Annotated in this window: 15 protein-coding genes and 1 pseudogene; 6 read left to right on the top strand and 10 right to left on the bottom strand. The window is 70.8% G+C overall.

The features are described 5' to 3' along the window. Positions 1 to 276: 276 nt before the first annotated feature. The 9 genes from VGW35_04160 to VGW35_04120 all read right to left on the bottom strand — a co-directional run bounded on the left by VGW35_04160 (position 277) and on the right by VGW35_04120 (position 6518). Positions 277 to 1317 (bottom strand): HAMP domain-containing protein, encoded by a 1041-nt coding sequence (locus tag VGW35_04160; protein HEV8306837.1) that lies wholly within the window; start codon positions 1315 to 1317, stop codon positions 277 to 279. Between the two features lie 83 nt (positions 1318 to 1400). Further along, a complete protein-coding gene (locus VGW35_04155; GenBank protein ID HEV8306836.1) occupies positions 1401 to 1850 on the bottom strand; it encodes an ABC transporter substrate-binding protein in 450 nt (149 codons plus the stop codon). 31 nt (positions 1851 to 1881) lie between these two features. Continuing rightward, the gene (locus VGW35_04150; protein HEV8306835.1) at positions 1882 to 2382 is read right to left on the bottom strand and encodes a GNAT family N-acetyltransferase; all 501 of its coding nucleotides are present in this window, start codon (positions 2380 to 2382) and stop codon (positions 1882 to 1884) included. After that, positions 2370 to 3500 (bottom strand): zinc-binding dehydrogenase, encoded by a 1131-nt coding sequence (locus tag VGW35_04145; protein HEV8306834.1) that lies wholly within the window; start codon positions 3498 to 3500, stop codon positions 2370 to 2372. The genes VGW35_04150 and VGW35_04145 overlap by 13 nt, the downstream gene beginning before the upstream one ends. A gap of 25 nt (positions 3501 to 3525) precedes the next feature. Continuing rightward, positions 3526 to 3669 (bottom strand): hypothetical protein, encoded by a 144-nt coding sequence (locus VGW35_04140; GenBank protein HEV8306833.1) that lies wholly within the window; start codon positions 3667 to 3669, stop codon positions 3526 to 3528. A 40-nt stretch (positions 3670 to 3709) separates the two neighbouring features. Next, on the bottom strand, positions 3710 to 4885 hold the full coding sequence (locus tag VGW35_04135; GenBank protein HEV8306832.1) for an aminotransferase class V-fold PLP-dependent enzyme: 1176 nt from the start codon (positions 4883 to 4885) through the stop codon (positions 3710 to 3712). A 99-nt stretch (positions 4886 to 4984) separates the two neighbouring features. Then, positions 4985 to 5647 (bottom strand): hypothetical protein, encoded by a 663-nt coding sequence (locus VGW35_04130; GenBank protein ID HEV8306831.1) that lies wholly within the window; start codon positions 5645 to 5647, stop codon positions 4985 to 4987. Positions 5648 to 5677: 30 nt separating this feature from the next. Beyond that, the gene (locus VGW35_04125; GenBank protein HEV8306830.1) at positions 5678 to 5941 is read right to left on the bottom strand and encodes a hypothetical protein; all 264 of its coding nucleotides are present in this window, start codon (positions 5939 to 5941) and stop codon (positions 5678 to 5680) included. A 106-nt stretch (positions 5942 to 6047) separates the two neighbouring features. Then, on the bottom strand, positions 6048 to 6518 hold the full coding sequence (locus tag VGW35_04120) for a hypothetical protein (protein HEV8306829.1): 471 nt from the start codon (positions 6516 to 6518) through the stop codon (positions 6048 to 6050). Between the two features lie 143 nt (positions 6519 to 6661). On the opposite strand from VGW35_04120, the gene VGW35_04115 reads away from it, so the two are divergent. From VGW35_04115 to VGW35_04095, 5 genes and pseudogenes are all read left to right on the top strand, one after another. Beyond that, positions 6662 to 6970 carry a metalloregulator ArsR/SmtB family transcription factor gene (locus VGW35_04115; protein ID HEV8306828.1) on the top strand — a complete coding sequence of 103 codons (309 nt, stop codon included), beginning with the start codon at positions 6662 to 6664 and terminating at the stop codon, positions 6968 to 6970. A gap of 38 nt (positions 6971 to 7008) precedes the next feature. After that, positions 7009 to 7437: pseudogene (locus tag VGW35_04110) on the top strand (ArsI/CadI family heavy metal resistance metalloenzyme). Between the two features lie 33 nt (positions 7438 to 7470). After that, complete coding sequence (locus VGW35_04105) at positions 7471 to 8325, top strand: arsenite methyltransferase (GenBank protein ID HEV8306827.1); 855 nt, start codon at positions 7471 to 7473, stop codon at positions 8323 to 8325. Positions 8326 to 8511: 186 nt separating this feature from the next. Then, positions 8512 to 10251, top strand: coding sequence for a hypothetical protein (locus VGW35_04100; protein ID HEV8306826.1), 1740 nt, complete (start codon positions 8512 to 8514; stop codon positions 10249 to 10251). 63 nt (positions 10252 to 10314) lie between these two features. Continuing rightward, positions 10315 to 10836 (top strand): helix-turn-helix domain-containing protein, encoded by a 522-nt coding sequence (locus VGW35_04095; protein HEV8306825.1) that lies wholly within the window; start codon positions 10315 to 10317, stop codon positions 10834 to 10836. A 268-nt stretch (positions 10837 to 11104) separates the two neighbouring features. On the opposite strand, the gene VGW35_04090 is transcribed toward VGW35_04095, so the two are convergent. After that, positions 11105 to 11638, bottom strand: coding sequence for a superoxide dismutase family protein (locus VGW35_04090; protein HEV8306824.1), 534 nt, complete (start codon positions 11636 to 11638; stop codon positions 11105 to 11107). Positions 11639 to 11845: 207 nt separating this feature from the next. Between VGW35_04090 and VGW35_04085 the strand changes: the two genes are divergently transcribed. Then, on the top strand, positions 11846 to 12196 hold a 351-nt coding region (locus tag VGW35_04085; protein ID HEV8306823.1), incomplete at its 3' end, for an alcohol dehydrogenase catalytic domain-containing protein.

Raw genomic sequence — 12196 nt, 5'->3', positions numbered from 1 at the left:
CCCCCTGGATGCCGGGCATGCTAGGGCGTCAGCAAAACAATGTCAAGGCCCTATTGTTCGTTTAAAAGCAATAAAATAGACAGCACTGTGACGGACAAGCGTCATCCGTGACGGATTTGCCGCGGCCTGGCCCCGCCTCGTACGTCGGCCGAAAGGCTGCGGGCAGCTTGGCCTTCTCGCTCGACTCCCGCCCACGAGTCACTGCGTTGAGGCGGCCTCCAGAACGACCTCCATCGGCACGAGTTCCAGCTTTCCACAACCCGTTCCTGCTCTCGGTCAAGCTGCGACACCAGACGTCTCGGCCCCCTCGGAGGCCTTCCGATCTTCCTCCGGCAGGCCCGCCGTGACCAGCGCCACCAGCTTGTGCCCATCCGGGGTGATGGCCCAGATGAAGAAGCGGTCGACAGCCACCACCTGGCGCGCCGCCTCGAGCACGCGCGTGAGCTGATCCTTGAGCGAGAGTGCCTCCTGCATGGCGGTGGAGAGCCGGTAGAGCTGCTCCATGTACGTGGAAAGCTTCTCGAACTCGTCGCGCTCGGCCTCGGTCTTCACCAGCGAACGGAGGCGGACGACGGCCTCGTTGAAGGTCGCCGCCAGCTGGCCGATCTCGTCACGAGACGTCACCGGGACCAGTTCCGACAGGTCGCCCTGACCGATTCGCTGGGCGGCACTCGCGAGATGAACCACCGGTCTGGTGAGGCGGCGGGCGAAGAGGACCGCGGCCAGGACGGCCACCACCGCGACACCGCCGAAGGCCAGGAGGATGAACTGCCCGGCTCTGGCGGTGGCGGCATCGACGATCGCCCTGTTCATCCCCACGCGGACGGTGCCGAGCTGGCCCCCGAGCATGGGAACCCCCACATCGATGATCTGCTTCTCGGCGCCGGTGACCGGATCCGGGTACTGGATCTCTTGCACCTGCTGGGCCACCTCGCCGGTGACCAGATTTTTCTCGAGGATGCCGCGTGGGACCCGAGGGGAGAACGTGTGAGCGATCAGCGTCTTCTCGGGATCGTAAACCATCACGTAAGCAACCCCCCTGATGGCGGCGAACTGGTCTACCAGTGCCTGGACCGTGGAGGCGTCGCGGGTCAGGATCAGGTCCACGCTCGAGCTGGCCAGGCTGTTGGCGATGGCGGCTCCCTTGGAGGTGAACTCCTCCGTCAGGCTGTGCCGAAGGGTTTGAACAGAGATGGTCCACGCCGCGGTGCTCAACAGGATCAACCCCACCGCGATGAACAGAACGAGCTTCGCCAGCAGCCCGAACCGGAGCCTCGCCGTCGGGGCTTCGGCAGTCGGGTCTGGACGCGCTGTCACGCTGTCGGGCCGCCTATCCGTCCGCCTGCTCATTCCGCTCCCCTTCTCCGGAACAATCCCCACACCACCGGCCCCATGTCCATTCAGGCCTTCACCGCGGCGGTCCAGTCGGCAATGGGCACCCACCGGTCTTTCTCCACGTGGGTGAAGTAGACGTTGTCCAGCCCCTGGTGCCGCTCCGGACCGAAGGTCAGGGGGGCGCCGATCCCGAGGTCGAGGCTCCGCAGCGATTCGAGGGCTTGGCGGAATCCAGCCCTGGTCGGGTGGGGACCCGCGCGGCGCAGCCCCTCGACGATCACCTTGGCGTCGATGAACCCCTCCAGGCTGATGAAGCTGTACTTCTGGGGGGTGTACTTGGGGTCTCGGAGGACTCCGGGACCGTGGGATGACCGATGGTGGTGCGTCTTCCACAGTCGAAGTATTCCGGCGCCGTGGGAAGCGAGAGCGTGGAACCGCCCACAGCGCGACTCGCAAGAGCTGCCGCCCCACAGCGGCCGCCGACGATTCCCCGCTCGGCGGCGCGCTGTGGGCATCGGGGGGTCTTCCGAGATCCCCCCGAATGACCTAGGGTGGCTCGGCGGCCAGGCGGCTGAAGGCTTCGGGCGTCATCCGGAAGACCGTCCACTCGTCCATCGCCGCCGCGCCCAGCTTGAAGTAGAAGTCCCGGGCCGGCGTATTCCAGTCGAGGACCGACCACTCCATCCGACCGCAGTCGCGCTCCACGGCGATCCGCGCCAGGTGGACGAGTAGCCGTCGCCCGATCCCCCGCCCCCGTTCCTCGGGGCGGACGAAGAGATCCTCCAGGTAGAGGGTCGGGCGCGCCTTGAACGTCGAGAAGGTGAAAAAGTAGAGGGCGAATCCCACGGCCCGGCCGTCACGCTCGGCGAGGACCGCCTCGAAAATCGGCCGCCGGCCGAAGCCGTGGGTCCGGAGGAGCGCCTCGGTGGCCTCGACCTCGTGGCTCAGGCGCTCGTACTCGGCGATCCCGCGGATCAGCTCGAGGACCGCCGGGACGTCGGCGGCGGTGGCCGGCCGAAGCGTGACGTCTCCGTCTACTTCCCCCATGGGGCGATCGCCGCGCGGCTGATCTTGTGGGGGTCGCGCTGCCGCCCCAGCCACTCCGACTCGCGGAACGCCTCGGTGATCCGCTCCAGCGGATAGAGATGCGAGATGACCTCGGCGAACGGGTACTTCCGCAGGTTCGTCTCCAGGAAGAGCAGGGCGCGCTGGATCGCCGACGGCTCGTACTGGATCATTCCCACGATCGTCTTCGACCCCCAGACGAGGTGGGCGGGGTGGAGCTCGACGCTGAGCGGCGGGCTGATCGTCCCGATCTCGAGGTAGGTGCCGCCGCTCTTCAGCATCTGGAGCCCTTCCGGGATGACCTTGGGGAAGCCGACGAAGTCGCAGACGATGTCGGCGCCCCATCCGCGGGTGAGCTCCCTGACGGCCGCCACCCGCTCCTCGGGCTTCGGCAGCTCCTGGAGGTTCAGGGTGTGGTCGGCGCCGAACCGCCGCGCCAGCTCGAGGCGCTCGGGGATCTGATCGATGACGATGACCTGGGCGGCTCCCATCTCCTTGGCGACGGCGCAGGCGTTGAGGCCGAGTCCTCCCGCTCCCTGCATGACCACGGTGTCGCCGATGCGGACCCGCACCCTGTCGAGCCCGTACAGCACCTGAGCCAGCGCGCAGTTGACCGGGGTGGCGACGTCGTCCGAGATGCTGGCCGGGAGCTTGTACACGAAGTGCCCGGGACGGAGGTAGTAGTAGTCGCTGTAGGCGCCGATGAAGTGCGGCGGGTCGTCGGCGTAGCGGGTGCCCCGGCGCTTGAACGGGCACGCCGCCCGCACCCCGTCCAGACAGGCCGGGCACCGGCCGCACGGATAGAAATAGCAGTAGGTGACGCGGTCCCCCTCGGCCAGGGGCTGCCCGGTGGAATCCGTCTTCACGTTCTTTCCCAGGCGCTCGATGACGCCGCACATCTCGTGGCCGAAGGTCTGGCCGCGGTCGGGTGCCCCGATCGCGTCCTGAAGCTCGCCCCGCCAGATGTGGAGATCCGACCCGCAGATGCCGCCCCGCGTGATGCGGACCAGCGCCGCGTCCGGCTCGAGCTCGGGGACCGGGTACTCGCGGATCTCGAAGTCGGCGTTGTACTGGGTGACGACGGCGACACGGCCCTTCATGTGAGGTGTCTCCCTTCTGGTGGCGTTAGCCGAGTGCCGCCTTCATCCGGGGGCGGCGGCGGGCCTTTTCCTTGCGCGAGAGCTCGTTCCACTCGCGCTTGAGCGCCCGGGGCTTGGCGCTGATGCGGGAAGCGTACCGTGAGATGAGCTTGGCGGTGCGCGCGTTCATGTCGTGTCTCCGATCCGGCGGCCGGGGCCGCGCGGTGCGGTCAGCGCTGCTCGGCGGTCTCCAGCAGGTACGTCTCGGCCGCCGCCAGCCCGGCCCCCAGCGCGACCGGCAGCCCGAAGCTCCGGAGGGTCAGCTCGACTCCGGCCAGGCCGCCCAGCAGCTCGAGCTCGTTGAGGCTCCCGAGGTGGCCGATACGGAAGACCTTCCCCTTCACCTCGCCGAGCCCGACGCCGAGGGAGAGGTCGAGCTCGCGGTTGGCGTGGGCGATGTAGGCATCAGAGTCGGTCCCCGCCGGCATGACCACGGCGGTCAGCGTGTTCGAGTACTCCGCCGGATCGCGACAGAGCAACTCGAGTCCCATGGCCCGCACCGCGCGCCGGCAGGCCTCGGCCAGTCGGGCGTGCCGGCGGAAGACCCGCGGCAGTCCTTCGTCCCGTAGCATCGCGATCGACTCCCGGAGCCCGAAGAGCAGGGAGGTGGCCGGCGTGTAGGGAAACTCGCCCCGCCGGTTGCGCTCCAGCACCGGGCGCCAGTCCCAGTAGGCGCGCGGGCACTTGGCCGCCTGCCCCGCGCGCAGGGCCTTGTCGCTGGCCGCCAGGATGGTGAGCCCGGGTGGGAGCATGAGCCCCTTCTGCGGTCCCGTCAGCGCGACGTCGACGCCCCACTCGTCGAAGCGGAAGTCGATCGAGGCGAGCGACGAGACCACGTCGACCAGCAGGAGCGCCGGATGTCGGGCGTCCTCGAGCGCTCGGCGGATGGGCGCGACGGGGGTCGTCACCCCGGTCGAGGTCTCGTTGTGGACGACCAGCACGGCCTTGAGCTGGTGCGTCGCATCGGCCCGCAGGCGCTCCGCCACCTGGCCGGCCGGGACTCCGGCCCCGTAGGGGAGCTCCAGCCGGTCGACCTCGATCCCGTGCGCGGCCGCCGTCCGGCAGAAGTGGTTCGAGAAGTGCCCGTTCACGCAGCCGAGGACGCGGTCTCCCGGCGAGAGCGTGTTGACGATGGTCGCTTCCCAGCCCCCGGTGCCCGAGCCGGGATAGACGAGGACGTGGCCGTGCGGAGCCTGGAAGACGGTCTGGAGCCCTTCGAGAATCTCCGCCACCAGCGCGGCGAACTGCGGGCCACGATGGTCGATGATGGACTGCGACATCGCGCGGACGATGCGCTCGGGCACGAGGGTCGGACCCGGGATCTGGAGGAATGGACGGCCGGGCATGCGTGGCTCCTTGTGTGTAGGCGGCCGGACGGGCCCACCGGGCGCGCCGGCTCGAACCGGGCGCTCCATCTTAGCACGGCGGACGAGGAGACAGGGGCCTCAGCAGGGGAGGCCGGCGGCCGGGGCGCCGTCGTCCTCCACCGCGAGCGGGAGCGACCCGAGCTCGGCTTGCCCGTCGAAGGCCCGGACCGCCGCGCGGGTCAGGAAGGTGCTGGGGCCGATCGTGTCCAGCGCGAAGTTCGCCGCCGTGACCTTGTCGGCGAAGACGGCCAGTGATTCGGCCTGGGGCCGGCCGGCCTTGGGCTCGGGGGACAGCCAGCTCAGGATGACCCCGTAGCCATCGACCCGGGTGTCCGCGAAGATCGGGCTGCGCGCCACGAGACGGCGAAAGAGCGCCTGGCCGTAGCGGCGGAACGCCGCGGCGGCCCGGGCCGGGAGATCGGTCGCGGCCGGGAGAGCGTCCGCATCGAGCCACACCCACAGCGTGAGATAGGGCGCCGCGGTTTCGGCGACCGCGCGTGGCCGCCGAAAGGCGATGCCGTGACGCTGAACGTCGATGCGGGGCGCGCAGGGGCGCAGCTCGCCCTGGAGTCCCCGGAGCTCCGCCCCGTGGGCCTCGGCCAGGGCGCGAGCGTCCGTCGACGCGTAACTCTCGAGCGGCAGGATGGCGTCGTCGGCGGGCGCCGCGCCGGCGCCGGTGGGCGCGAGCAGGACGGCGGCCAGCAGGACGAGGGCGAGGCGGGCGCAGGGCTCCCGATGCACGCGCCCTCGACTCAGGAGCGAGCCGTCAGTTCACGGCCGGTCAGCCGCGAAAAGCTGGTCCGGGCGGACGAGGACCGGCTCGCCCCACCACGCCTGATCGCGGGACCGCTCGAGGTCCACACGCCTGACGCGCGGGGTCGGGTGCTCCCCCCGGTTCCGGAAGGAGAAGCGGAGGTGTTCGCCGGAGGCGAAGTGGGTCGAGTGCTGCCGCCATTCGGTCCACTGGTCCGACGATGCGCACGCACTCATCACCACCGCGGCGCCGAGGGAGAGGAGAAGGGCACGAAAACGCATCTGAGCGTCACCTCGCTCGGAAACCGGCCCCTCGCACCACGCGCGAGCCCTCTCCAGGGCCTGTCTCAAGTGTACATGGCCGGCGGGCGGCCGCGCCAGATTCTTGTCAGGCCAGCGGCGTCCGGAGCACTTCCACGTCCTTGACCCAGACGGTGCCGGCCCCCTCGCAGACGAGGTTCAGCTTGAGCAGGTCCGGGTGCTGGCCCGCCTTGAGGTAGAAGGGCACCTCGTAGGCCCCCCAGTCCACGGTTCCCTTCACCGCGTGCTGGAAGCCCTTGGAGAAGAACTCGCCCTTCCCCGGCAGCCGGCACCACATCTCGAGATAGACGCGCCCCTGCGCGTCGGCCGTCTTGAGCTGAACCCGGTAGGCGAGCAGGCACGGCGCGGTCCCGGGGCCCGGGGCCACCTCGAAGAGGCGGATGGTCCGCCCTTCGCGGCACTCGATCCGCCATCCGGCCTGGTCGGCGCTCACGCCGTCCCGGGTCAGCGGCGTGTCCGAGGGTCCGAAGGCCCGCATCCGCTGAGGAGGGCCGGCCGGGCGAGGGGCAGAAAACAGGCCGCGGAGCCAGTTCAGCATGGGCACCCTCCGGGCGGCCCGGGGCCGGACGGGCTCACGGGCGGCGCCGAGGACATTCTACGGCGGCCGGCGGTCCCCGCCAAGAGCCATGTCGCCCGAACGGGGCTTGACAGAAGGTTCGACTATTCGATATATATGGAAACATGAAAACGAAGCAACCGCTGCCGCTGGCCAGGCTGGAAGCCAATGACACGCATGTCGAGGCCTTACGGGCGCTGGCGCACCTGACCCGGCTCCAGGTGTTCTTCTTCCTGGTGCGGGCCGGACGGGAGATGTCCGCCGGCCTGATTCAGGAAGCGCTGGAGGTCCCGGCGCCGACCCTGTCCCACCATCTGGACGTGCTGCGTCGGGCCGGGCTCGTCCACAGCCGAAAGGAAGAGCGGTACGTCTACTACGACGTGAACCGCGAGACGGTCACGGCCCTGGTGCGACTCCTGACCGCCTGCTGTTAGATCCGCGACGGCTCCCTTCGAGGGAAGGAGGAGGAACGATGAGCGCGAAGGTCCACATCCACCTGCACGTCTCCGACCTCGCCAAGAGCCGGGACTTCTACCGGACGTTCTTCGGCGTGGTTCCCGTCAAGGACAGGCCGGGGTACCTCAAGTTCTTGCCCGAGTGGGCCCCGGTGAATCTGGCCCTCTCGGCGGGCCGGCCGGGCTCCGGCGAGGGCGCCATCGACCACCTGGGCATCCAGGTGGTCTCACCCGAAGCCGTGCTCGCCCAGCTCACCCGGGTCAAGGCCGCGGGGCTTCCCGTGCGCGAGGAGATGGGCGTCGACTGCTGTCATGCCAACCAGGACAAGTTCTGGGTCACGGATCCCGACGGCGTGGAGTGGGAGGTCTACCACCTCAACTACGACCTCGAAGACGACGCGCCGGTGGCCCCACGGATGGCGCTCTCCCTGGCCCCAGCGAGCGCCTGCTGCGGGTCGGAGGCCGCGCCCGGGACGGCCATGAGCGGGCCCGAGATCAGGCAGCGCGTCACCGAGAAGTACGGGCAGGCCGCGTCGCGGGCCCGGAGCGGGGCCGTGGCCGACTGCGGAGGATCCTCCGGCGCCCGGAGTCCCATCACCGCCGACCTCTATGCCGTCGACGAGACGGCCGGGCTCCCCGGGGAAGCTCTGCGCGCGTCGCTCGGCTGCGGCAATCCCGTCGCGCTGGCCGACCTCCGGCCGGGCGAGGTGGTCCTGGACCTGGGCTCGGGCGGCGGGATCGACGTGTTGCTCTCGGCCAGGCGCGTGGGCCCGACGGGCCGGGCGTACGGCCTGGACATGACCGACGAGATGCTGGCGCTGGCGCGCGAGAATCAGGCGAAGGCCGGCGTCCAGAACGTCGAGTTCCTCAAGGGCGAGATCGAGCAGGTGCCGCTTCCCGACGCCTCGGTGGACGTCATCGTGTCGAACTGCGTCATCAACCTCTCCGCCGACAAGCCCCGCGTCTTTGCCGAGGCGTTCCGGGTGCTCCGACCCGGCGGTCACCTCGCCATCTCGGATGTGGTCGTCGCGGGGGAGCTGCCCGAGCCGGTCCGGCGGAGCGCGGAGGCCTGGACGGGGTGCCTGGCCGGTGTCCTCGAGGAGCGCGACTACGCGACGCTCCTCGGCCGAGCGGGATTCCAGGCCATCGAGATCCGACCGACCCGGCTCTACACGGCCGCGGACGCCCGCCGCTTCTTCGAGGTAGACGGCTCGCTGGCGACGGAACTCGAGCGCCAGGGACTCAGCCTGGAGGACGTGCTGGCCGCCCTCGACGGGAAGTATCGGAGCGCGTTCATCCGAGCGGTGAAACCCACGGGACCGAGGACAGCCTGATCCCGATCGGACGCGGGAGGCGTGATGGGCGCGGAGGGTCGTCGCGCCCCACTGCCGCGGTCGTGGGCTGGTTGACAGCCCTTCGGTCTTCGCCTACACTCCGCGGAGACCGCGACTCCCTATCCCACTGATCTTACGCCGCCCCGCGTCGGCGGCGCCGCGTGTCATCGAGACCGGGAGGGTGAGATGATGCGAGGGAGCCCCCCCACGAGTCGGCACCTGGTTGGCCTCGGGCCGACGTCGCTCGCCTGCGCGCTGGTGCTGGCCGTCTCCCTGACCGCCGCCGCCGCCCCTCCCGGTCCAGGCAAGCGCGTCCCGACACCGCCACCGGCGGCCCCCGCGCCGGCCGAGAATCTTCCGATGTTCGAGGCACCCGATCCCGAGATCGAAAGGACGAAGGCCCAGCTGGATAGCCTCCGTCAGCTCGTCCACACGGTCATCCTCCCGATCGGGGCGCTTCTCGGATTCCTGGCCGCGGGCGGGATCCTGGTCGGCGCTGTCGCCGCCGTGGCGCTCCTCCGGCAGGGACGGCAGGCCGCCCGCCTGCGCGAGCTGGCCGCCGCCAGCGAGACGGCCGCTGAGCCCCGCATCGCCGAGGCTCGGGCGGCCGAAGCCCGGGCGGCCGAGGCGCGCGCGGCCGCGTGGCAGGCGCAGCTGATCGAGGTGGCGCAGAGGACCCTGACGCTGCTCGAGGAGAGTCTGCGGCTGACCCGCCAGGCGGACGAGCGGACCGCGGAGGCGGCCACCCTGAGGGCCCGAGAGCGAGTCGGCGAGCTCGAGGGGCGCGCGCGGGAGCTGCTGGCCGCGGCCGCGCTGAGCGCGGACCCGGAGACCTGCGTCGATGACCTCCGCCTCCGGGGTGAGCTGGCCGATCTCGCCGACGAAGTCGCCATGCTCGAGGGGCCCATCATGCTGCAGGCGATCGAGCTTCCGCCCGCCTGTCTGCAGGTCAAGGGGCTTCACCGTCACCAGAGACACGAGGCGCGGGCGGCCCTCAAGAGCTTCCGGGAATGCGCGGTGCGCGCGACCGATCGCGATCTGGCGCTGCTGGCCCGGTTCTGGGCCGCCCGGGAGCTGTGCGCTCTCGGCCACTTCGTCGAATCGGCGGAGACCCTCCGAAGGGCGTTGGAGACGGAGGCGCCGGGCTCGCCGCGCCGGCTCGAGCTCGGCCGACTGCGCCTGGAGAGCTTGTTCTTCGGACTGGCGGAGGCCGCCACGGAGTCAGCCCGCCCGGATGTGACGGGGATCGTGGAGGGATTGGAGCGGGAGATCGAGCGGCTGCGGGCGGAGCTGCCGGAACAGAGCCTGGAGCATGCGGCTGTCAGCCGCCGGATCTGCACGACCGCCGGGGATGTCATGGCCTGGGGTGCCCGACACTCGACTGACTCGAGCGAGCGGGCGTCCCTGCTCAAGAAGGCTGTCGGATTCTACGAGTTGGCCGGGGACGAGTTGTGGGCTCGGCTCGGGTGGGCGGAGGCCAGCCAGGCGCTCGGCGAGCCTGTCGATGCGGCTCTCTATCGGCAGGTCGAGGAGCTGGCCGTCGGGCGGCTCTCGCGGCCGCTCGAGCCGAGAAGCCTGCCGCCGGTCCACCTGGCGCGGCTGATCGCCCAGGAGCGCCTGCAAGCGCCGCTCGGGGAGCTCGAGATCAGCGCTGGAGCGCTGCGGGCGGCGCTCCAGGGAGTCGATCGCCTGATGACGGTCTTCTCGCCGTTCGAGCGGCGCAACGTGACCCGGGAGGCCTTCGAGGCGGAGAGCCACCAATTTTTCCGCGAGATCGGCGAACGATCGGCCAGACCGGCGGTCAGCGACGAGGTGGGCGGACTCCCCCCCGACGCCGCCAAGAGCGGGCCTCCTCGCTACGCGAAAGTCGCCTCGAAGACCCCGCCGCGCGGGGAGCGTTCGAGGGTGCGGCCTGCGACTCACTGACCCGGCGGCTGGCCGAGGGCTCGACGAGCAGCCGGGAACACCCTAGCCGACGAGGAGACGAGCGTGGCAAAGATCGAGGCGGCGATCAGGGAGGCCATCGCGCGCGGCGCCCGGCGCCAGGTTCGCGGAGCGACCATGCCGCTGCGCCGCGAGGTGCGGCGCCTGCGGCGGGTCGTAGCCCGGCTCCGGCAGGAGGTCGCGGCGCTCCGGGGCGTGGCGGATCAGTGGCAGCGCGCGGCCCAGGCAGCACCGGCAGTCGCCGAAGCATCGGAGGCCGAGGCGCGAGCGGCCCGGCTCTCCCCGCGGCTGATTCGCAAGCTCCGGACCCGACTCGCCCTGAGCCAGGCGGCCCTGGCGCGACTGGCAGGCGTGAGCACCGGCGCCGTCGTGCAGTGGGAGCGCGGCCGCTCGACTCCCTCCGACCCGAACCGCCGGCGCCTGATAGGGCTCCGAAGGGTCGGGCGCCGCGAGGTCAAGCGCCTGCTGGCGAGTCTTCGCAAGGCGTTGCCCTCGCGGCCGGCGCGGGCGGCTCGACTCCGCCGGCGTCGGCGGCGAGTCCGGCGGTCATCGCGCCGACGCCGATAGTTCTTCGGGGGGGTCTCGGAAGACCCCCCCGATGCCCCCCCTCGGTTGCGGCGGCACAGCCGCCGCTCGAAGCGCTGCTCGACGCATCGCGCGCTCGGGGCGAGCTGCCGGGTTACTCCGACACGGTCCTAGGTCATGGCGGGGCCTCGACGGCCTCCTTCCCGACCCACCCCCACCTCACCAACCCGCGGCGACTGCGCGAGCCCCGGCGGGTGGTTACTCCGACAACCTCCAGGGCATGGAGCCCCGGAGAAGCTCTCCCGGGTGTCTAGCCTCGCTTGGTGATGACGCCGCAGGCCACGCGCCCGCCGGAGTCGCCGGTCGGGTCGGTCTTCTGGTCGTCCGCCTTCTCGTGGATGACGACCGCGCTGCCGTCGCCGTCGAAGACCGAGAGCAGCCCGTCGCTGAGCGTCACCCGATCCGTCGTCGCCTCGTACCGGGCGTTCCCGGCCTGATCCGCTTCCAGGTTGGACAGATCGCCCGCGTGCGGGCCGTCCGGGGCTTCCAGACCGTGCTTCCGGCCGAGGGGGTTGTAGTGCGCTCCCGCGCTCGTGAAGCCCGGAGGGTCGCAGCGGCCGACGGCGTGAATGTGAATGCCGTGCGTGCCCGGCGTGAGCCCCTTGGCCTGGACCACGATGCGGACCTTGCCGTCCTGCTCCGTGAGGGTCGCCGTGCCGATGCTCTGACCCTGCGCGTTCTTGAGATCGGCAGCGGCGGCGGGGGTCCGACCGGCCGTCTGCCCCCCCATCGCCGCACAGCCGGTGAGCGCGAGCCCGCTGATCAAGACGAGCGCTCTCTTCATGGTTCTGCCTCCTCTCTCTCGGCGGGGTGATCGACCGCGGGCACCACGCGGACAGCTCGAGCCGTCGGGGTTCAGCCGCTCGCCCCCAATCATAGCCGAAGGGCGCTCGGGTGAGCCAGGGAGTTGAAGGCCGCCGGCGTTGGTCCTATCATCCTGGTGACTCGTCCATTCACGCCATCGTCCCACTGGACAGGAGGAACCCGAGCGATGCGTGCGATCCGCGTTCCGCAGTACGGTGGCCCGGAGGCCATGAAGCTCGAAGAGTTGCCCACCCCGAAGCCCGCCGCCGGGCAGGCGCTGGTCCGGATCGAGGCGGCCGGCGTGAACTTCATCGACGTCTACCAGCGATCCGGCCTCTACAAGGGCGCGCTGCCGCTCCCCATGGGGCTCGAGGGCGCCGGGGTCGTCGAGGAGGTAGGAGCCGGCGTCACGACGGTCAAGCCGGGGGAGCGCGTGGCGTGGACCGGGGTGCCCGGCTCCTACGCGTCTCACAACGTCGTCCCGGCCGACCGGCTGGTCACGCTCCCGGCGGATCTCGACGCGCGGGCCGGCGCCGCG

It is taken from the genome of Candidatus Methylomirabilota bacterium, from assembly GCA_036005065.1.
Lineage (GTDB): Bacteria > Methylomirabilota > Methylomirabilia > Rokubacteriales > DASRDR01 > DASYQW01.
The sequence above is the reverse complement of the archived record's forward strand: the minus strand, read 5'-3'. Positions and strand labels throughout refer to the sequence as shown.